Source organism: Arcobacter sp. CECT 8985 (assembly GCF_004116495.1).
Taxonomy (GTDB): Bacteria; Campylobacterota; Campylobacteria; order Campylobacterales; family Arcobacteraceae; genus Malaciobacter.
The window spans coordinates 24,478-46,856 of record NZ_PDKC01000007.1 but is presented as its reverse complement, the minus strand read 5'-3'; the positions used below and the strand labels follow the sequence as shown (position 1 = coordinate 46,856).

The 22,379-nt window shown below is 25.3% G+C and carries 18 protein-coding genes; 8 read left to right on the top strand and 10 right to left on the bottom strand.

Annotation, left to right across the window (positions count from 1 at the left end):
* Position 1: 1 nt before the first annotated feature.
* The 4 genes from CRU93_RS04875 to CRU93_RS04860 all read right to left on the bottom strand — a co-directional run bounded on the left by CRU93_RS04875 (position 2) and on the right by CRU93_RS04860 (position 5,402).
* Complete coding sequence (locus tag CRU93_RS04875; RefSeq protein ID WP_129103067.1) at positions 2 to 949, bottom strand: imelysin family protein; 948 nt, start codon at positions 947 to 949, stop codon at positions 2 to 4.
* Positions 949 to 2,349 carry a di-heme oxidoredictase family protein gene (locus CRU93_RS04870; RefSeq protein ID WP_129103066.1) on the bottom strand — a complete coding sequence of 467 codons (1,401 nt, stop codon included), beginning with the start codon at positions 2,347 to 2,349 and terminating at the stop codon, positions 949 to 951. The genes CRU93_RS04875 and CRU93_RS04870 overlap by 1 nt, the downstream gene beginning before the upstream one ends.
* A complete protein-coding gene (locus CRU93_RS04865) occupies positions 2,315 to 3,676 on the bottom strand; it encodes an imelysin family protein (protein ID WP_129103065.1) in 1,362 nt (453 codons plus the stop codon). Before CRU93_RS04865 ends, CRU93_RS04870 begins: the two co-directional genes overlap by 35 nt.
* A 145-nt stretch (positions 3,677 to 3,821) precedes the next feature.
* Positions 3,822 to 5,402: a hypothetical protein gene (locus CRU93_RS04860; protein ID WP_129103064.1), complete on the bottom strand. Its 1,581-nt coding sequence runs from the start codon at positions 5,400 to 5,402 to the stop codon at positions 3,822 to 3,824.
* Between the two features lie 283 nt (positions 5,403 to 5,685).
* Between CRU93_RS04860 and CRU93_RS04855 the strand changes: the two genes are divergently transcribed.
* The gene (locus CRU93_RS04855; RefSeq protein WP_099341884.1) at positions 5,686 to 6,000 is read left to right on the top strand and encodes a F0F1 ATP synthase subunit C; all 315 of its coding nucleotides are present in this window, start codon (positions 5,686 to 5,688) and stop codon (positions 5,998 to 6,000) included.
* A 192-nt stretch (positions 6,001 to 6,192) separates the two neighbouring features.
* Positions 6,193 to 8,319, top strand: coding sequence for a methyl-accepting chemotaxis protein (locus CRU93_RS04850; protein WP_129103063.1), 2,127 nt, complete (start codon positions 6,193 to 6,195; stop codon positions 8,317 to 8,319).
* 14 nt (positions 8,320 to 8,333) lie between these two features.
* Here CRU93_RS04850 and CRU93_RS04845 read toward each other — a convergent pair whose 3' ends face one another.
* The 3 genes from CRU93_RS04845 to CRU93_RS04835 all read right to left on the bottom strand — a co-directional run bounded on the left by CRU93_RS04845 (position 8,334) and on the right by CRU93_RS04835 (position 13,820).
* On the bottom strand, positions 8,334 to 10,457 hold the full coding sequence (locus tag CRU93_RS04845; protein WP_129103062.1) for a methyl-accepting chemotaxis protein: 2,124 nt from the start codon (positions 10,455 to 10,457) through the stop codon (positions 8,334 to 8,336).
* Positions 10,458 to 10,589: 132 nt separating this feature from the next.
* On the bottom strand, positions 10,590 to 12,989 hold the full coding sequence (locus tag CRU93_RS04840; RefSeq protein ID WP_129103061.1) for a diguanylate cyclase domain-containing protein: 2,400 nt from the start codon (positions 12,987 to 12,989) through the stop codon (positions 10,590 to 10,592).
* Positions 12,990 to 13,115: 126 nt separating this feature from the next.
* A complete protein-coding gene (locus tag CRU93_RS04835) occupies positions 13,116 to 13,820 on the bottom strand; it encodes an SDR family NAD(P)-dependent oxidoreductase (protein ID WP_129103060.1) in 705 nt (234 codons plus the stop codon).
* A gap of 162 nt (positions 13,821 to 13,982) precedes the next feature.
* Between CRU93_RS04835 and nikA the strand changes: the two genes are divergently transcribed.
* Genes nikA through CRU93_RS04805 form a run of 6 tightly spaced genes read left to right on the top strand, consistent with a single transcriptional unit; the run spans position 13,983 to position 19,316 of the window.
* Entirely contained in the window at positions 13,983 to 15,566 is a 1,584-nt protein-coding gene (nikA, locus tag CRU93_RS04830) for a nickel ABC transporter substrate-binding protein (protein WP_129103059.1), read from the top strand.
* Positions 15,563 to 16,492 (top strand): nickel/cobalt ABC transporter permease, encoded by a 930-nt coding sequence (gene opp1B, locus CRU93_RS04825; protein WP_129103058.1) that lies wholly within the window; start codon positions 15,563 to 15,565, stop codon positions 16,490 to 16,492. The genes nikA and opp1B overlap by 4 nt, the downstream gene beginning before the upstream one ends.
* Positions 16,489 to 17,337: a nickel/cobalt ABC transporter permease gene (gene opp1C, locus CRU93_RS04820; protein ID WP_129103057.1), complete on the top strand. Its 849-nt coding sequence runs from the start codon at positions 16,489 to 16,491 to the stop codon at positions 17,335 to 17,337. The genes opp1B and opp1C overlap by 4 nt, the downstream gene beginning before the upstream one ends.
* Positions 17,334 to 18,074, top strand: coding sequence for an ABC transporter ATP-binding protein (locus CRU93_RS04815; protein WP_129103056.1), 741 nt, complete (start codon positions 17,334 to 17,336; stop codon positions 18,072 to 18,074). The genes opp1C and CRU93_RS04815 overlap by 4 nt, the downstream gene beginning before the upstream one ends.
* On the top strand, positions 18,062 to 18,754 hold the full coding sequence (locus CRU93_RS04810; protein WP_129103055.1) for an ABC transporter ATP-binding protein: 693 nt from the start codon (positions 18,062 to 18,064) through the stop codon (positions 18,752 to 18,754). Before CRU93_RS04815 ends, CRU93_RS04810 begins: the two co-directional genes overlap by 13 nt.
* Positions 18,755 to 18,764: 10 nt before the next feature.
* Complete coding sequence (locus CRU93_RS04805; protein WP_129103054.1) at positions 18,765 to 19,316, top strand: GNAT family N-acetyltransferase; 552 nt, start codon at positions 18,765 to 18,767, stop codon at positions 19,314 to 19,316.
* A 66-nt stretch (positions 19,317 to 19,382) separates the two neighbouring features.
* Here the strand turns inward: CRU93_RS04805 and CRU93_RS04800 are convergent, their stop codons facing one another.
* The 3 genes from CRU93_RS04800 to CRU93_RS04790 are packed head-to-tail and all read right to left on the bottom strand — an operon-like array spanning position 19,383 to position 22,379.
* On the bottom strand, positions 19,383 to 20,492 hold the full coding sequence (locus tag CRU93_RS04800; RefSeq protein ID WP_129103053.1) for a DUF808 family protein: 1,110 nt from the start codon (positions 20,490 to 20,492) through the stop codon (positions 19,383 to 19,385).
* A 34-nt stretch (positions 20,493 to 20,526) separates the two neighbouring features.
* Positions 20,527 to 21,678: a TolC family protein gene (locus CRU93_RS04795; protein WP_129103052.1), complete on the bottom strand. Its 1,152-nt coding sequence runs from the start codon at positions 21,676 to 21,678 to the stop codon at positions 20,527 to 20,529.
* Positions 21,675 to 22,379: an HlyD family efflux transporter periplasmic adaptor subunit gene (locus CRU93_RS04790; RefSeq protein ID WP_129103051.1), complete on the bottom strand. Its 705-nt coding sequence runs from the start codon at positions 22,377 to 22,379 to the stop codon at positions 21,675 to 21,677. Before CRU93_RS04790 ends, CRU93_RS04795 begins: the two co-directional genes overlap by 4 nt.

Below are 22,379 nucleotides of genomic sequence, written 5' to 3'. Positions count from 1 at the left end.
TTTAGTCACCATCCGCTTCTAAAATTTTTGCAGTAACTGAAAGTTGCTCTATCAATGATAAATAGTAAGAGTTATGAAAATCTACCAATGCTTTATATAAATTTTGTGCATTAGAAAAATCATCCGTTTTTAATTTTGCAAGTTCTGCTTTTGCTTTTTTGATAGCATCTCTTACTTGAATTACTTGTTTTTTAGCCCCACTATAAATAGCCATAGTCGCAAAGTTTTTATACTTTTGATCACCAATAACTTGTTCATGTGCATCTAAAATAGCTTTAATTGCAGCGAAACTTTGCTGAGATAAATAATACTCACCTCTTTTATTATCTGGGTCATTTTTGTATTTCATTGTCAATCCAGCAGGCTCTCCAACTCTCCACTCTTTTAATTTATAAGTAGAATCAATCAAAGTATTAATAATAGCTCCATTACCAGTTTTTTCATCAATTGTTTCTTTGTTGTTTTTTGCATAATCTGCATATACTGATTGTATTTGTTTTAAGTGAGATTCTATAGCTTTTAACATATATGATAATAAAACTTTTTCTCTTTTTGTTAATTTTTTATCAGATTTATATAACATAAATTCAACTGCATTAATACTTTTATTTGAATTTTTAAAAAGTGCAATTTGTGGCTTATCTGTTGATTTAATCGCTCTTTTAATTTGAGGGATTATATCTTCATGACCTTGATGAAATGTATCAATATATCTTGGTTCATCAATATAATCACTATTTATTGTCCCTGCTAAATATAAAGCTTGAACTTTTTTCCAAGAATATACAAATTTTTTGAAATCATCTTTACTATATGATTTTTCTAAGGCTTTTAAATCTTTTATAGCTTCATTTGCATTTGGTAACGATACATTTTTTACTACTTGTGTAAATGTATTTGAAAATCCAAATGAAAATAAAAACATAAATAAAATAACTATTTTCTTCATTATAACTTTCCTAAAAATTTAATTAATTGTTCTCTTTTTTCTTTTGGCAAACTCATATATGTATCTTTTACATTTTTAGCTTCACCACCATGCCATAATATCGCTTCTTGGAAGTTTCTTGCTCTTCCATCATGAAGCAATCTTGGTTCTTTTTTATTTATTTTTTTATGTAATGCAAGCCCCCATAAAGGTGCAGTTCTAAACTCACTACCTGATGCTTTAAACTCTACTCTACCATCAGCCAAATCTTTTCCCATATCATGAAGTAGAAAATCAGAATATGGTCTTACTTTTCCAATTTTTGTATCAAAACTTGTAGTATGACAAGATGCACATCCAACTTGTTTGAAAAGCTCAAGCCCTTTTTTAAATTCACTATTTTCTTTTGGTCTATAAACTTTTGAATTTGCTAAATAAAATTCAATTGAATCAAGTCTAAATTTTGGTACATCAAACTCATATTTTAAATCTTTTGGTGCTTCATTACATGCTTTTTGAAACTTAGTACAATTCTCAACTTTATGAAAAGGAGTTGTAAGTCCCATATCATTGTGCATTGCATTTGCTATTTGTTCTACTACAGTTGCAACACTTGCTTTCCATGTATATCTTCCTAACTCATACTTTTTTGTCAAAGAAGAATAAACCCAGTTCGCTTTACCTGATATTCCATCGCCATTTTTATCATCTGCATCTTCATTTTTTAAAATTTGTTCATTTGATATTAGTTCTATTAATCCCATGCCCATAAGAGTTGGAGCCATTCTATATGAGATAATTGCATCTTTATGTAACTTTCCATAATTCAAATCTTTTAAAGTATATATTGGTTTTAAAAGTGTTGCAACTTCTTTATCAGGAAAATTTACTTTTATTTTTTTATATTTTATATTTGGTCTACCCTCAAACTTAACTCCATGAACACCATTTATTGAAAGTTGTGATCCATAAACTGGTTCAGGAATAAAGCCATTCTTTTTAAACAACATTTGATGTTCTTTACTTTTGTCATTTGGTATTGAAAGTCTTACAACCAAAGCTCTTGATAAAGCTTTTTTTTCTGTAAAAAGTGTTCCTCTACCATTTGATGGATGACATGAAATACATGTATTTGCACTATATAATGGTCCTAATCCATCCCTTGCAGTTGTCGCACTTGGTGCTTCTACCCATGGAATTCTAAAAAAACTTTTTCCCAATATATATTCATCATATTGTTTATTATTTAAACCTTTTATTGGTTTAAAAATACTATTTTTTGATATATTTTCTGTAAAAACTTCACTACTATTATTAACGGCAAAAAGCCCTGTAGCAAAAATAGCTACAAGACTTTTAACTAATATTAGTTTGTTTATAAAGAAATTATATTTTTGTTTCTTCTGGATCTGTAACATCATTAGTTGATAAATCTATACCATTTGCTTTCGCTACATTAACCATCTCATCACCAAGTTTTCTCAACTCATTTTTAAGTTTTACAATAACTTTTGCTTGTGGATCAGTTGGATGAATTTGATAATCAAAATGTCTTGAAGATTGAGCAACTGCATTTATGCTTGCAATTTTTTGTTCAATTGAAGACATTAAGTCAAGAATTCTATGTTTTGTTTTTGCATCTACAGTATCAATCATTGCTTTACCATAACTTCTGCCATTATATGTTCCAAATAAAACATTTTTAAATCCAGTATAGTTTGCATAAATATCTCTGTGTGTATTATCAGAGAAGCAAGAGTGTTCGTCTTCTTCACTTGGAGTTAATACTGCAACTGCAATTCTTTCATTTGCAAGTTCTGATTTAGCAAATACACCCATACCAGCAAAAATTTGTCTTAATGCAGTTTTAGTTGGAATATTTTTACTAGCATTTGCACCTTTTAAATTATCTAAGAAAGCTGCTCTATAAAGTCCTGTATTTCCATTTATATTTTTTTCCCAAGCTGAAGTTACAGTTTGTAAATCTTCAACCATTTTTTTACTTGCTGCTTTTAAATAAGCAAGTCTTCTTTGAGCATTTTTATCAGTAGTAAAATCACTAAGTGGTCTTTGTCCTGCTGTTAATGGACCATGAGTTACTGAATCTTTTATAAAATTAGAGTAATCTTGGTCTTGTCCCCATAATAAGAACTCAATGGCATGGTATCCTGTAGAAACATTTGCTTCACCACCATTTTCATTTAATGCACTTAAAGAATCAACAGTTATTTTATTTACATCAACTATTGTACTATCTTCGCCACCTGGTTTAAATTTACCTTTTGTATCAATGATATTTCCTGATGTTTTTTTACCATTTGCATCAATTGTATAATCAATCATATTTTCATCTAAAGGCCATGCATTAATTTGCCCTTCTAAAGCACCATATGCTTTGGCAATCCAACCTTCTTCAGCATCAATAGGACCATTTGATAATCTAAAGATTTCAGTTTGTCCATAAGTTTCTCTTGATTCTAACCACGCTGCTTTTGCAGCATTTAAAGTTTCTGCTGTAGGATTTTTTGCTAATGCATTTATTGCTTTATCTAAATTTTTTGCATCTCTTAATGCGTCTTTATAATTTGCTAATGCTATGTTTGCATAAGTAGAAAGTAAACTGTGTGCAGTAATCTCTTTGTTTATTTGAGTGTTTGAATTCTGATTTGAAGTTGCACAACCAGTTAATGCCAATGCAGCTGCAAATGAAAGTGATGCTACAAATATTTTCGATTTTGAAAATGCCATTTTAAGTTTCCTTTGTTTTAATTTTAATATTTATTATCAATATGGAATTAAAACACAAGATAGTTTAAATGTTACTTAAAAATGACAATGATTATCAAAATGATTTAAATTTATTTATTTTGTAGGGCAAGTGCCCTACTTTAATTTAGTTATTTCCAAAAAAGGCTCTGAATCCTTTGATGATATCATCTGCTGTTTGTCCACCAGCTTTTGCACCAAATTTTTCTTCTAGTTTTTCTTTTAATTTTTCTTTTAATTTTTTTCTATTTTTATCAATAAACTTTTTACCCTCTTTTTTTATTTTTAATTTAAGAAGTTTAGTTGTATCAACTGAAATTTTTGGACTTGTTAAATCTCCTGTAACAACTGTATCAAAATCAATACCTTTTAAAGATGTTTTAATCAACGCATCAACCGTAGAATTTTCTAAATCAATTGTACTATTAGGAACTGATATTTTAGTAAGTTTACTTTTCATGTTGATTTTAGACTCGATAATTTTTTTATCAATATTTGATTTTAAAGTAATTTGTTCATAAATCTCTTTTGTAATATCAAATTTTGCAAATGTATTAATAAGTGTTGAGAACTCATTTGGCAAAAATTTACCATTTAATAATTTTGCATCAATATCACCTTTTTGTGTTTTTGTATTAAACTTCACATTAGCATCTGCTTTTGAAGTAAAAAAATCAGGATAATACATCATATGAGTTAATTTTCTAATATCTATATCTTTTATATTTGCGCTTAAATCATCATTTAACAACTTAAAGTTTAAAGTTCCAGCTAACAGATTTGATTTTCCATCAACTTCTAAATCTTTTGCAGTTTTTTCAATATTACCTGAAATATTAACAGAACCTCTCATTTTTGTTTGTGTAACATCATATAATTTTGAAAGATCTGAAACACTAAGTAAATAATCACTATTTATTTTCATAGTTTTTAAATCAACAACTGCTTTTTCTACAAATAAATTCGCAGGAGTTGTAAAAAAATCAACTTTTGATATTGCTTTATTTGGTTTTAAATTAGTAACAATATCCCCTTTAAAGTTAATCAATGATTTTAGTTTTTGATTAAATGCAGTATTTACTATTTTATTATTTACTTTACCATCAGTTATAACAGTAGCAATAATACCATCTAAAGAGTTTAAGTCTGCATTTTTGATTTTACCATTGATATTTATAAGTCCTTGAGCATAAATTGGTTGATTTAGAGTATAAAGAAGCTTATTTATTTTTGCTTTTTTAATCAAAAAGTTAATTTGGCTTGGTTTGAAGTTTTCCAATTTTACATCATATGTTGTATTACTTTCAAAAATGTCACTAATACCTTTTATATCTACAAGTTTTTGATCACCTTTTACACTACCTTTTGTAAAGAAACTACCATTTAACTTCTGTTTTGTAAATTTTTCTAATTTCGATAAATCATCGATATTTATCACATAATTTAAATCAACACTTTTTTCTAAAATTGCTAAATTACCTGAAATATTAATTTTAGAGTTTGAGTCAATATCTGCAATAAAATTAATTTTACTTGTAGTTAAAGTGAATTTTTCAACTTTAAAGTTTGCCTGTGCCAATTTTGAATTCACACTATCTTGAATATATGAAGCAACAATTGAATTACCTATTGGAGTAAATAAAAGTGCATATACCAATCCTAAAAAGATTAGAATTGAACCAAGAAAGAATAGAAAAACTTTTTTCATATTAGTCCCTTTAATTTTTAGTTGAATGATTATACAGCAAATAAAACAAAAAGAAAATTAGTAAATCAGATTTATTAATATTTATAATTTAATTTATATTTTTTAGGTTAAATAAGTAAAAAGTAGAATTATATGTTACAAAAAGTAAATATTAATTTTTTTAATTGCAGAATAATAAAGTTTTAAAAAACTATTATGTATAATACGAGCCAATACGAAGTGATAAGTAGGGATACGCAAGCCGAACGGACTTTGTAAAAAAATATATAATAAGGAATATAGAATGAAAAAAATCGTTCTTTTAATGCTAGCTATTGCTGGTGCTGCTTTCGCTGCTGATGGTTCAGTTGCAAACGAAACTTTAAAAGCTTACTCTGTAGTTGCTGCAGGTATTGGTCTTGGTCTTGCTGCATTAGGTGGTGCTATTGGTATGGGTAACACTGCTGCTGCAACAATCGCTGGTACTGCTAGAAACCCAGGATTAGGTGGAAAATTAATGACTACTATGTTCATTGCATTAGCGATGATCGAAGCTCAAGTTATTTATGCATTAGTTATTGCGATGATCGCATTATATGCAAACCCATTCTTAGGATAATTTATAAAACTACAGATTTTATAATAATCTCAAAAAGGTCAAAGGTTTTTTACCTTTGGCCTTTTTTTTACTAACTCAAGAAATTAATATACAAAATTAATACAAAAAATTAAGAATAATATACAAATTAGATACTAAAATGCTACTTTTTAATGGTATAGTTATACCTAAACACTAAAAGTAAGGACTAAAATGAAAACAAGCAGTATTAAATCAAAAATTTTGATTCTACTTCTTATTACTATTACAATTTCATTTGTTTTTTTAGGATTCAATAGTTTAAAAACTGAATATAATATTCTGTTTGGGAATTTAAAACAAAAAGAGTTAGATTTATCAAAACAAAATTCGAAATTTATTAATAGTTATTTGCAATCAAAAGTTGATATATTAAAAGCAGTTGCAAATGAACTTCCTCAAGATGTTAATCAACTAAATATCAATAATAAAGATATTGAAGATAAATTAAGGCTTGCTTCTAAATCTGGGAACTTTGTTGCAGTTTATGTTGGTTATGAAAAAAATGGTAACTTCTTAATGTCAGATGGGACAAAAAGAACTCCACAAACTACAGATTATGATTCAAGAAAAAGATCTTGGTATACACAAGCTGTACAAATGGGTACAGGTGGAATAACACCTCCTTATGTTGACTATACGACAAAAAAATTAGTTGTTTCTGTTTTTTATCCATTAAAAAGAGATGGTAAAATTGTAGGTGTTGTAGGTTCAGATATTTTTATTGATACTATTGTTGATACAATTTTAAATGTAAAATTCAAAAAAACTGGATTTGCATATTTAGCTGATGAAAAAGGTAATATATTAGTTCACAAAGATAAGAAACTAATTGAAAAAACAAGTGAAGTATTTGCAAAAATAAAATCATCAAATAATACAGATTTTGGTGAAGCAACATATAAAAATAGAGAAGTATTTGCTTCTTATACAAAAATACCTCTTACAAACTGGTATACAATTGTTCAGTTAGATAAACAAGAAATTCATGATGAAATTAGAGCAAATATAATAGGTGATGCTCTTATTTATACAGTAATTCTTATTATTATTTTAGCTATTTTATTTTTTGCTCTGGCAAGATTACTATCTCCAATAAAAGATGTAGAAGATGGCTTAGAGTTTTTCTTTAAATATTTAAAAGGTGAAGAGAATGTTGCAAAAGAATTAAATATTAAAACTAATGATGAATTTGGAAATATGGGAAGAGTAATTGATGATGAAATTAAACAAATATCAAAAAGACTTGATGAAGATAGAGCTTTAATTGAAGAGGTAAAATCAGTTGTAAATCATATTAATAATGGAAAACTTGATATTTTAGTAAAAGCAAATACTTCAAATAAAGCACTAAATGACTTAAAAGATATTTTAAATCAAATGATTGAAAATATTAATGCAAATGTAAATAGTGATATCAACCCAATTTTAAAAGTTTTAGAAGATTATGCAAAACTTGACTTTACAAACGATATTGATAATCCTGATGGTAAAGTATCAAGAGGATTAAATAATCTTTGTTTAATTATTACAGAAATGTTAAGAGAAAATAAAGCAAATGGTATTGAGTTAGATAGTAACTCAAAAACATTGCTTCATAATGTTGATAAATTAAATAAAGCATCAAATGAAACTGCTGTATCTTTAGAAGAAACAGCTGCTGCAGTTGAAGAGATCACAAGTACTATTATTAATAATACAAATAGAATTTCAGATATGTCAGGACACTCAGAAGAGTTAAAAAAATCAATATCTGAAGGAAATCAACTAGCTAACTCTACAGTTAAATCAATGGATGAAATAAATGAACAAACACAATCTATTGCTGAAGCAATTACAGTGATTGATCAAATTGCATTCCAAACAAATATTTTATCATTAAATGCAGCAGTAGAAGCAGCAACAGCAGGTGAATCAGGAAAAGGATTTGCAGTTGTAGCGCAAGAGGTTAGAAACTTAGCTTCAAGAAGTGCCCAAGCAGCTAAAGAGATTAAAGAATTAGTTGAAAATGCCACAACAAAAACTGATAATGGAAAACAAATTGCTGATAATATGATTAAGGGTTATATGAAATTAAATGAGAATATTGCCAAAACGACAGAAGCAATAAATGATATTTCTACAGCTTCAAAAGAGCAAAGAACTAGTATTGAACAGATTAATGATGTAATTACTAGACTTGATCAACAAACACAAAGTAATGCTTCTGTTGCTACTCAAACACATGATATAGCAATTAATACTTCAAAAGTTGCTCAACAAATACTACATACAGTAAATCAAAAAAAATTTAAAGAGTAAAGGTTTTTAAACCTTTACTCTTCTTCTTTAAACTTTTTATCACTTGCACTTTTTAAAATCTCTTGCGCAATATCTGATGTTCCTATTGCTACATTTTGAGTATCAGTTGCTATAGATGCATTTTGTTGTGTTTGATGATCTATTTTTGTAATCATCTCATTTACTTGTTCTATACTGATTTTTTGTTCTTTTGATGCATTTGAAATGCTTGATATTAAAGTTGTTGTTTGTTCAACATTTTCACTTAATTTTTTATATCCAACTATCATATCATCAGCTATTACTTTTCCATTTTCTGTTTTTAATGCTGCTTTTTCTACAAGTTCTTTTATCTCTTTTGCTGCTTGAGCACTTCTTGAAGCTAAGTTTCTAACCTCTTGCGCTACAACTGCAAATCCTTTTCCTGATTCACCTGCTGTTGCTGCTTCTACTGCTGCATTTAATGATAAAATATTTGTTTGGAATGCAATTTGATCAATTACAGTAATTGCTTCTTCTATAAGTTTAGTTTCTTCATTTATTTCATCCATTGCTGTAACAGTTTTGCTAGCTAATTGCTCACCTTGAGTAATTGCAGTTCCCAATTCATGTGAGTAATTAGCCATTTTTTGTATATCTTGTGTATTTGCTATGACTGTATTTGTTACTTCTTCTAATGCAGAAGCACTCTCTTCTAAAGATACTGCTGTATCATTTGCTGCTCTATTCAATTTTTTTACATTTTCCAATAAGATATTTGAATTATCATTTAACATTTCACCATTTTTTTTGTTTGTTTGAAGCATCAAAGTAATAATTCCACATAATTGATTTATTTTTTTAGCAATAATTCCTGAAGGATTATCTATTTCATTTCTAAAGTCAAATTTTGAATAATCTTCTAAAACAACTCTAATTTTTACTAAATCAGAATTTACATTTTCTCTTATTGCTTCAATCATATCATTTAATATATTTTTTAATTCATTCAATGCTTTATTTGAACAATTATTAGTAACATCTTTTGATAAATCACCCTCTTTTATATAATGAACAACACTTTTTACATTTTCAATTAAAGCTCGTTCTTCATCAAGTGATTCTTTTATAACATGCATTTGTCCATTTACAACACTTGCCATTTTTCCAAATTCATCATTTGATTTAATTTCAATTGGTTTTATACTGTCTTTTTCACCTTTTAAATACATAAAAAATGATTCTAATCCATTTTGAAATATTTGTAAAGGTGCTAGTGCTCTATTTAAGAATATAAATAAAACAGTTAAAATAATTGCAAGTAAAACAACAAATAAGATTATTGTATTTATTAACTCTTTATCTAACTCATCAAAAATACTATGTTCATCAATTTTTATAATAATATCCCAATTTAATGTTTTAATTTTACTAAAGAAAATATGTTGATTTATTCCATCTTCTTCTTTTACAAGATACCCACTATTTCTTTTTTCTATACTACTTTTAAATTTAGATACTTTACCTATCAATTTTTTATTTTGATGAATTAATATCTCACCGTCATGATTAACAACATATGCATAACCACCTTCTATAACATCAGCATTAGATACTTTTTTAATTAATAAATCCAAAGGAATATCTGCTCCTAACACAGCAATAATCTTCCCATCTTTAATTATTGGTTTAAAAAGTGTAATAACATAAGTATTTAAAGTTTTTCCCCAATATGGTTTTGTAACTCCCAATTTTCTTTTTTTCATTGCTTGTTTAAACCAAGGTCTTTTTCTTGCATCAAAGTTATCTTTTTCCATTGTTAGTGTTTTTCCACCAGATTCCACTTCATGACCATTATTAGCAAACCCTAAAAAGAAAAGTCCAAATTGTCCCGCTCTATTACCTAGTTCTAACAAATTAAATATCTTTTTATTATGAATATTCATCTGTTCTTTTGCTAAATCATCTGCTATTGCATTTACAATAACTATTTTTGATTTAAAATATATATCTAAATATTCAGAGATATTTTTTGCACTATTGTACTCTTTATTTTTTACTAATGTAAACTTGGAATTATATGAATTAGTAGCATTTTTATATCCTAAGATTCCAAAAGATATTCCAACACTAATAAATATAAGAACAAGTAATTTTGCCTTTATACCAGTTACTTTCATCTCTTTCCCTTTTTTTAGCTTATGCTAAATAATTATTTTTTATATTTTAACTATCTAAAAGGATATAAAAGTGACTTTTTTAATTTATGCTTATTATAAATTAGTGTTTTTACAGTTGAACTATTTTATTTTTTATTCAAAGAAGCAAATTGCATTTTTGCCAGAACGTTTTGCCATATACATAGCAGCATCTGATTGTTTAATTAACTCTTTTACGCTAAAAGTATCATCGTTAAATAGTGTAATTCCTATACTTGGGGTTGAGATATTATCAAAACCATTTATTGTTTTAATATCATTTAATGCACCTTTAATTTTAGATGCTAAAATTTGTGCACTATTTCTTGCACTTGCTTTATCTAAACCTAAAGAATCTGCTAAAACAATAAATTCATCTCCACCAATTCTTGCAATAGTATCTTCATCTCGAACTGTTTCTTGCAATTTTTTAGACACCATTCTAAGTAAAACATCTCCAGTTTCATGTCCCATTGTATCATTTACTGTTTTGAAATTATCAAGGTCAATAAATATAACTCCTGCATAAGTTTTATACCGTGAAACTTTACTTAAAGTATGTTCCATTCTATCTATTAAAAGAAGTCTATTAGGTAATGTTGTCAAATTATCATGAGTAGCTTGATACTCTAAGTATTGTTGTTTTAACTTCTGTTCACTTATATCATTGTATTGTGATAAATAATGTTTTATTTGTGAATTTTTATCTTTTATTGCTGTTATTGTAGCTTTTAAAGGGATAACAGTTGAGTCTTTTTTCCTATTGTAAATTTCTCCAGACCAATTTCCTTTTTTGATTATTGAGTCCCACATTGAAAAATAAAAACCTTGTGAATGTTCATCAGATTTAAAGATATTTGGATTTTTACCTAAGATTTCCTCTCTTTTATATCCCATAATATTACAAAATGCTTGATTTGCATTTATAATTTTTGCTTGGCTATTTGTAATAATCATTGGTTCATTTGATTCAAAAGCATATGAAGCAATTCTAAGTTGTTCATCTTGTTTTGCTTTATTTCTTTCATAATCTAATTTTTCCAATGCATATTCTATATCTAAAAATAACTTATTAAATAAAATTACAATTTCACTATCAAAGAAATTGTCCCTTTTTGAATAAAGAACAATTAATGATACAACTTTATCAAATTTATAAATTGGGAAAATTCCCATTGATTTTATTTTGTGTTTTTTTATATCTTCAATTTTTAGATTTGAATATGTCTGTAAATTACTATTTTTAATGATATTTTTCTTACCCATTATTGCTTTTTTAAGAAATAAGTTTCTTTGCATATCTTCTACAATTTCAATTTGACTTTTTAGTATGCCATTTACAAAAGAGAGTCTCATTTGATTTTTTTTGACAGTATAAATCAAACCAAAAGATAAATTAGAATCTTTTGTTATGACTTTTAATAATTTTTTATATAAACTTTTTTTATTATCAATTTTCAATATAACTTTATTTAATTTACTTATTATTTTATATAAAGATTGTTGTTTTTTTAACTTATTAAAATTACTTTGTTGATTAAATACAATATATTTCAATACAAATAAAAGACTTATTAACGTAACGAAACAAATAAATAAAAAACTCAAACTTACTATTTGTGAACGTGTAGCTTCTTTTTGTTTTTTATTAGTAAGTAAAATAAATTCTTTTATTAAAGAGTTATATAAATCATTTAATTGTTCATTCTTTTTACTAGAAAGAAACCACCAATCTTTAAAAGTAATATCGTTAGAACTTATAATACTTTTTATATTATTTTTAATATAATCTAATCTTTTATCAATAGATAAATCTATATTTTCATTATAAAGTTCCAAATCTTTCACATCAATTTTATCTAAGTAACTTTGTATATAAATATCCTGCTTTATGTTTAAATTGATAAATTTTTTATATAAAGCATCACTGATTATACCTGTTTGTATAAATAATGATACATAAAGTTTTTCTAAGTTTGAATACTCTTTTGCATTTATTACATCAAAGATATGATGAAATTTTGAATTAAAAGCAGTCTCATATTTAATAGGTTTCATTCTTTGTAAAGTTCTTAATAACTTAACATTAAAACTTGAATAACCATTTATAATTTGTAAGTTATTAATTTTATTATTTTCTACTTGTTTTCGAATAAAAGATAATTTATGAAACTCTTTTTGAATATTTGCACTAATCAAATTATTAAAATCAGCATATTTATTCATTTTTTCTAAAAAATGTTTATATTCTATATTGGTAATTTTTATTTGTTTTTTTAATTTTTTTTTATTATTAATTGCTTGACTTTTTAGTACAGAGTAAGTTCTTTCTTTGTCTATAGAACTCAGAAGCTTTTCTACACTAACAATGTAATCTACATTATTTTTAATTTTAGATACGTCACCTAAAGTGTCAATTTTTTCATATACTAAAATAGAACTAAAATATAAAATCCCTACAGCTGGTAAAGTAAAAATAAGTAGAAGTTTTACAAAAAGCGGATTTTTAAACAATTAAGATCTCCCTTCAGCAAATGCTGTAAAAAATGTTACCAAAAAAAATATTATTTTTATATTTTAATTATAAATTTTTTGTTGAGATTAAGTAAAAAACGTTTTTATGATTATTATTGTTACATTTTAGTTACTAACAGATAAAGAAAACTCTTCTATTACAAGTTCAGGTTCTTCTTTTAATCTTTTATTTATAACTTTAGAAAAATCATCTGGAAATATTTCATAAGTTTTTGAGAAATATCCATCTAAAATACTTTTTGCAATATCTTCTGGTTTAGCTTTTGGCATCTCAATACCATCTGTCATTTTTGTATCAATAGGACCTGGTAAAACTTCAAATACTTCAATTGCATCTTTTTTTAGTTCTGCTCTTAAAGCTTGTGTTAAAGAGTGTAAAGCAGCCTTAGAAGCTGAATATAAACCCATTATAGGAAGATTTACCAAAGCAAGAACTGATGTAATATTTATAACTGCAGAATTTTTATTTAGTTTATTTTTCAAACAATTACAAACATTCATAGTTCCAAAAATATTTACTTCAAAATCTTTTTTTGTATCCTCAAAAATTCTAGCATTTGTATTTGCACCTGCAGTATTTATTAGCAAATCTATGTTATCAATAGATTCTAAAGTTTTTTCTAATTCCTTTTTATTTAAAATATCTGCTTTTAAGTATTCGATATTTTCATTTTTAATACATATATTATTTGTATCTCGTACAACACAATAAACTTTTTTTGCATCTAAATTTATTATTTGTTTTAATAATTGTGTACCAACTCCACCATTTGCACCTGTAAGTAAAACTATTTTATTATTTAAATTCATATTTTTTCCCTATTGTTTTTATTATGCATAATAAGAATATATCACTGTTTAATTAAAATAGTGCTTATATTAATTTGTACGTAAAATACATAAGAGAGCATTTTTATTATATCTTTATTATTTTTATCTATTATAATTCTATAAAAAAAATAAAGAGAAAAGATGAAAACTTTTTTAAATTCAATGTTACTAATATTATTAGTAATTTTAGTTTCAGGGTGTAACAACCAAAATAAAAAGAATAAAGATCAACTTATTTATGCAAGTACAAAAGATATTAGAGACATAAATCCTCATCTTTATGGTGGAGAAATGGCTGCACAAAATATGCTATTTGAATCATTAGTAATTGATACAAAAGATGGAATAAGACCAAATCTTGCAAAAAGTTGGAAAATAACAAACAACGGTAAAACATATATTTTTAAACTAAGAGAAGATGTAAAATTTTCAGATGGCTTAATATTTGATGCAAATGTTGTAAAAAGTAATTTTGATGCAATATTAAAAAATAGAGTAAGACATGCTTGGCTTGAATTAGTAAATGAGATTAAAAGTACAAAAGTAATAGATAAATTTACATTTGAATTGAACCTAAAAAATGCTTATTATCCTACTTTAAAAGAACTAGCAATGACTAGACCATTTAGATTTATTTCAACAAATTGTTTCAAAAATAAACAAACAAAATATGGTGTTAAATGTTATGTTGGAACTGGTCCTTGGATTTTAAAAGAACATAAGAAAAATGATTATGCATTATTTGTAAGAAATGATAATTATTGGAATAATAAAACAAAAATTAAAAAAGTAAAATGGAGAGTAATACCAAATCATCAATCTATTTTATTATCTTTACAAAAAGGTGAAATTGATTTAATCTTTGGTGCTGATGGAGATATGATAAATTCAGATGCTTTTAGTATGCTTCAAAAAGACAATAAAATAAAAACTAAACTTAGTAATCCTATTGCATCAAGAGCAATTTTGATAAATACTAAAAGAGAAATTACTAAAGATTTAGAAGTTAGAAAAGCACTAGAACATGCAATAAATAAACAAGCTATTATAAAAGGTATCTTAAATAATAAAGAAACAATTGCAAATACACTTTTTTCAAAAACAACACCATATTGTAATATTGACTTACCTATAAAAACTTACAATGTAAATTTGGCTAAAAAGATTTTAGAAAATGATGGTTGGGTTTTAAATAAAAATACAAATATTAGAGAAAAAGATGGTAAACAACTAATTCTAAAATTATATTATAATGCAAATAATGCTCAAGAAAAAACAATAAGTGAATATATTCAAAGTAATTTAAAAGATATTGGTATAGATTTAAAAATAATTGGTGAAGAGAAACAATCATTTTTAGATAGACAACAAAATGGAAATTTTGATTTACAATACTCACTTTCTTGGGGAATTCCTTATGATCCACAATCATATATATCTTCTTGGAGAATTCCTTCACATGGAGATTATCAAGCACAATTAGGACTTTATAAAAAAGAGTGGTTAGATAAAACAATTAGTGATATTTTAATAGAAACAAATAAAGAAAAAAGAACAAAATTATATAAAGAAATTTTTTCTTATATTTACAAAGAAGATGTATATATTCCTCTTAGTTACTCAAGAACAAAAGTTGTATATAACCCTATATTAAAAGGTGTAGGATTTAATCTTAGTCAATATGAAATTCCATTTGAAAAAATGTATTTTGAAAAGAGCAAATGAGTAGTTTCATATTAAGAAGAGTACTTCTGAGTATTCCTTTAATTTTAGGTGTAACAATTATATGTTTTACACTTATAAATATAAATAAAAGTGATCCTGCAGAAGTTACTCTAAGAGTTAATAATATTACTGTTACAAAAGAGGCTATTGAAGAAACAAGAAAAGATTTAGGATTAGATAAGCCTTTAATAAATCAATATTTTTCTTGGATAAACAACTTAATAAAAGGTGATTTTGGAATAAGTTATGAAAGTAAAAAACCTGTATTTGATGAGATAATTCATGCATTTCCAATAACTTTATATTTAAGTTTATTTTCACTTTTTCTAATTATTTTCTTTGGTTTCATAATTGGTATTTTATGTGCATTATTTGAAAATAGCCTTTTTGACAGAATATTAAGAGGTGCGATTTTTACAACAACTGCTATTCCTAGCTTTTGGCTTGCTTTACTTTTGATTTATGCTTTTGCATATTATTATAATATTTTTCCATCTAATGGATTTGAAGGATTTGATAGTTTAGTTTTGCCCTCAGTTACTTTAGCAGTTACATATATTTCTACTTTTGTAAGAATTATAAGAAACTCTATAATTGAGACTAAAAACTCTTTATTTATGACTTATGCAAAAGCAAGAGGAGTAAAAAAATCTATGCTTGTAAAACATCAAGTTAGAAATGCAATCACACCTTTTATAGTTGCTTTAAATATGTCTATTCCAAAACTACTTGCTGGTACAGTAATAATTGAAAATATATTTGCTTTACCTGGGCTTGGTAGAGTATGTGTTCATGCAATATTTGTAAGGGATTATCCTATTATTCAATCATATGTTTTATTTATGGCAATACTATTTATAGTTTTTAATTTGATTGCTGATATTTGGGTAATCAAAAGAGATCCTAGGTTAAGGGAGTTTAATTGAATAAACTTTTTTTTAAAAAGCTAGTAAAAGATAAAGTTGCACTTTTAAGCATGATAATTATTGTTGTAATAATTTTATCTGGAATATTTGCACCTTATGTCTCACCAAATAACCCTTATGAAGTAAATCTTAATAATAAACTTTTATCATTTAGTTTACAATATCCTTTAGGTACAGACCATCTAGGAAGATGTATTGCGTCAAGATTAATTTATGGAATTAGAACTACAGTTTTCTATTCACTTTTTGCGATGTTTGTAACTGTTATTTTGGCATTGATTTTTGCACTAATTGCAACTTTTTCTAGTAGCATAAAAAATATAATGTTAAGAACTTGCGATGTATTACTATCTTTTCCAAGTGAATTAATGATGTTGGCAATTGTTGGTTTAATTGGTACAGGAATAGAAAATATAATTATTGCAGCAATAATTTCAAAAGTTGCTTGGTACACAAGAATGATATATACATTTTGTATAAATCATATGAATAAGAATTTTATTAACTATTCAAAAGTTACAAATGTATCAAAAATAACTATTTTAAAAAAACATCTTATTCCTCTAATATTAAGTGATATTGTAATGTTAGCAACTTTAAATGTAGGAACAATTATATTAAGTATTTCTGCTTTATCTTTTTTAGGATTAGGAGTTCAAGCTCCAACTTGTGAGTGGGGAATTATGTTAAATGAAGCAAAAGAATTAATGAGTATAAATCCTTATATGATGTTACCTGCTGGAATAATGATATTAATAGTAGTTGCATCTTTTAATTTTTTGGGAGATAGTATAAGAGATGCGCTTGATCCTACTTATCATCTAAAAATAAAGGATGAAGGATGAACTATTTAGAAATAAAAAATTTACAAATTGAAGATAATTCATCTAGAAAAACATTATTGAAAAATATATCTTTTAATGTAAAAAGAAATGAAATTCTAGCAATTGCAGGTGAAAGTGGAAGTGGAAAATCACTCACATGTAAAGCAATATTAAATCTTTTAAGTTCAAACTTAAAGCTTCAAGGAAGTATAAAATTAAATGGCAAAGAGATTTTAAAAAACGAAAAACAAATAAGAAAAAATTTTAGTGTAGTTCTTCAAGAAGCTATGAGTGCTTTTGATCCTATGTTTACTATAAAAGAGCATATGTTTGAAAGTATAAAAGAAAGATTAAGTAAAAAACAAAAATATGAAAAATGTAAATCTTTTTTAGAAGAAGTAGGATTAAAAGATACAAATAAAATATTAAATAGTTATGCAAATGAACTTAGTGGTGGTCAACTGCAAAGAGTTATGATTGCTATTGCATTATTACAAGATACAAACATAATTATTGCAGATGAACCCACATCTGCATTAGATACTATAAACCAAAAACAAATAGTTGAAATCTTTAAAAATTTAAAAAATAAAACAATAATTTTTATTTCACATGATTTAGCTATTATTTCATATATTTCAAATAGAACAATTTTCTTTAAAGATGGCGAAATTATAAAAGAGAATGATAACTATGCAAAATATCTAAAATCAACACAAAAAAAGCTATCAAAAAGGTTTTTAGAATGCTTAAAATAGAAAATCTATGTAAAATATATAATAAAACTGATATTTTAAAAGATATAAATATTGATTTAAAATCTAATGAAAGCATTGCTATTGTAGGAGAAAGTGGAAGTGGTAAAAGTACACTTGCAAAACTTATATTAAAACTAGAAAAACCAACAAAAGGAAAGATAACTTTAAATAAGAAAAAAGTATCTGTTGTATTTCAAGATTATAGAAGTTCAGTAAATCCTATATTTACAATTAAACAAATTATTGATGAAGCTTTTTGGCAAACTTCTCATACTATTTTAGAAAGTGAATTAGAAATTTATTTAAAAAAATTGGAGCTTGATAACTCTATTTTAGAAAAGTTTCCACACGAACTTAGTGGAGGTCAACTTCAAAGAGTTTGTATATTAAGAAGTTTATTATCAAACCCATCTTTTTTAATATTAGATGAAGCGTTAAGTGCTTTAGATGTCTCAACAAAAGTAAATATTATTTCACTATTACAAGAGCTTAAAAATAAAAAGAACTTAACATACTTTTTAATAACTCATGATTTAGAAGTAGCGACTGCATTATGCGAAAATATCAAAGTTTTATATAAAGGACAAATTGTTGAATCTTTAAAAAGTAATAATTTAAAACATATAAAACATCCATATACAAAAGAGTTATTAAACTCTATTGTTTTACTAAAAGATTAAAGGAAAAAAGTTGAAAAGAATAAACAGTATAAATTTTTCATATGTATACAAACACTTAGAAAAACCAACAAAAGATTATATTCTAAAAGAGTATATGAAGCACTATGAACAACGTATATCAAAATCACAATATGAAGTCATTTATAAAAAAATGTCTATTTTGATGAAACAAAAAGATACAAATGCTTTCTTTGTATCATATAATGAAAAAAAACAGATAATTGGAGCAATAAGTATCACTAAATATGATAATAGAATTTTAAGTTTAAAAAATAGATATATGAATAAAGACATTGCAGAAATTGGAAGATGTTATGTTGATGAAAAATATAGAAGATGTGGTGTTGGTTCAAGACTTCTAAATTTAGCTATTGCATTTGCAGAAAAAAATAATTATGAAAAAATGTATTTACATACACACTATTTTTTACCTGGAGGTTATAACTTTTGGAGTAAAAAAGGATTTAAAATAACTTTAGATGAAAAAAATAAAATGCCAACAGTTCATATGGAAAGAGAATTAGAAAATAATACAAATAAATATAATATTCAAATGGTATAATATGTTTTATGAACTATAATAAAATAATATTTACACTTTTGGTATTATATATATTTGCAAGTATGATTAAGACTTATTTTTTTTAAATAAGTTAATAAATAATGGTTCAATTTTTATAATAATATAACCAACAATTAAACCTAAAATAATCTCAGTTAAAAATATAACAGTAATACCTAAATATTTAATCTTTTCAATTTCATGTAAAAAATTCAATAAATGTAATTGATGGGCTATTATTCCTCCACCAACTGCAAGCATTGCAACTGTACCTATAATTGATATAGTTTTAATAACTTTTGGCATAGATGATACAAAAATATCACCAATTTTTCTTAATAAAATACTACTTTTTTCTTGAAGATAAAATCCAATATCATCTAACTTTATTATGATTCCTACAACACCATACACAAAAACAGTTGCTATAAGTCCAATTATTAAAAGTACAGATAGTTTTGTAATAAAATTACCATCTTCAACTAAACTTAAAGTAATAACAATTATTTCAAAAGATAAAATAAAATCTGTTTTTATAGCCCCTTTTACTTTTTTATCTTCTAATTTCACTGAAGTTAAATTATCTTCACTTTTATCTTTAATATCATGAGTTGTTTTCCCAAGTTTTTCTAAAATAGACTCAACACCTTCATAAGCTAAATATGATCCACCTAATATTAAAATTGGTGAAATTAACCAAGGAAGAAAGAAACTCAAAAGTAAAACAATTGGAATAATTATTAACTTGTTTTTTAAACTTCCCAAAGCAATTTTATAGACAATTGGAAGTTCTCTTTTTGCTGCTTTTCTTTTAGCTTCAGTAATAGCAGTTTGTCTAATATTTTCTAAATCTTTTTTTATTTTTTCTTGTTCATCTTTTGATAACTTTTTAATATTTTCTTTAAATTCATCTACCGTTTTTGCATTTTTCAACTCTTTTTTCAAAATATCTGAAGTTGTTTCATTTGTAAAACTTGCAATTGCTGCTAAATCATCAATAACCAATCCAGTTGATTTTACAGTTGCTATTTTTGTATATGTTGCAATATCATCAAAAAGTAATCCTATATCATCAAATGATGTAGCAAGTGATGATGAAGCACTTACCATAGTCTTAGTTGCAAGTGAACTTATATCATCAGATAACATTGATAAATAACCTAATAAACCAGCCATAATTCTCCTTATTTGTTGCGAATTATACCTAAATCTATTTTATTGCAAAATATAAACTAAGTATTTGCTTTTTTATATTTAATTTATACGTTTTTATATCAAGCTGTCTTATTTTCATTGAGTTTTTAATTGTTGTCACATCATCAATAGTTTTATAACCAGCATTATATTCATCTTGATTAACTTCAAGAAGTTGAGAATATAATTTTATATCTTGTTTTGCAAGATTTATTCTTTTTTTATAATTTTTTATACTTAATAATGCTTTATCATACTTAACTTTTGCATTAACTACCTCATCCATTAAATCTTGCTTACTAATCAAATAATCTAATCTTTTTTGTTCTATATCATTATTTGAAGTATAACTAAGAGGAACAGAGATACTAAGTCCATAATTATAAGAATCATCACCATCAGTTAAATCACTTTTTGAGTACCCATATTTAGCATTTGCAGTTAGTTTTGGTAAATAATCACTCTTTTTTATTTTATACAATTGTTTATTTACATTTGTATTTACTTTTGCATAATTTACAGAAGTTGAATTTTCTAAAAAGAGTTTTTTACTCATAAGTTTTACATTAGGAATTGAAATTTTACTGTATTTATTATCACTATACTTTTTTATCTCACTTATATTTTGAAGTTTTGACAACTCTATTTGTTTTTGTGAATCACTTAATTCATTTCTTTTCATTATTGCATCATTTAAATCAGTAATTCCAACTTCACCATTATCATACTCTGACTTTTTGTGTTCTACATCAATTTGGCTATTTTCTAAATTTAAAACATTTTGTTTTAATTTTATTTCATCAAGTTTTATATCAATTATCAAAGAATATAAAGAGTTTAAGTCCTCTTTTGTATTCTTTTTTAAATCTAATAACTCAAGTTTTTTCAACTCTTTAGCATATTGAATTTGTGAAGATATTCCTCCAAATCTAAATAAATCTTGTGATATAGAAATAGAATAATCTTTTGTTTTTATATCTTTATTATCTTCATTAATAGAACTATTTATATTTATATCAGTAAGCCAATTGTATTTATTTGTCTTCTCTTTTTGTTTTATTTGCTTATCTTTTAAATCAATAATCTGCTTTTTTGTATTTGATAAAACATCTTTATCTTGTGCAAATACAAAAGTTGAAACTAAAACTAATAATATTAGTTTTTTCATTTTACAAACTCCACTTTAAGTACTTTTCCAAAATTATGGTTATTTATTACAAGTGTAATTTTATGTGCAGAAACATACTCTTCATCCAAAGTCTTATCAATCTTCTCAATTCTTGCAATTGCTTTTTTGCCATTTATTAATACTGTTTTATTTTTAATATTTTTATAGTCATCTTCACTTGCATAAACAATAAGTTTTGATTTAGTTGTATCATATGCAGTTGCTAATTTTGTTCCTGTTGAAACATAATCACCTTTATTTACTAAAAACTCTTTAATATATAAATTTGTAACTCTTATTGTTTTTTTTCTAATAGTATCTTCTAACTCTTTAATAGATATTTCTAAAGAATTGATTTTTATTTTTAAATCTAAAATTTCATAATATTTCTCATCTTTATCAACTTTACTTTTCCCTCTAATTTTTAAAAACTTCGCATAATTTCCTTGCATCAATTTTAATTTTTCTCTATTTTCTTTTAGTTGCAATTTATATAATTTAAGTTTTTGTCTTTCTAATAAATCATCTTGCTTAATTAAAATTTTTGACACTCTTTTTGTTTCATCACTTTTATCAAGTTTTACAATCTGCCCTGAAGCTTGTGAATATATTGTAAATTCATCATAAGGCTGTATTTTTGCCATATATACTTGTGCAAAAAGTGCAAATGGTGCTAATAATAATATAATAGTTTTTTTCAT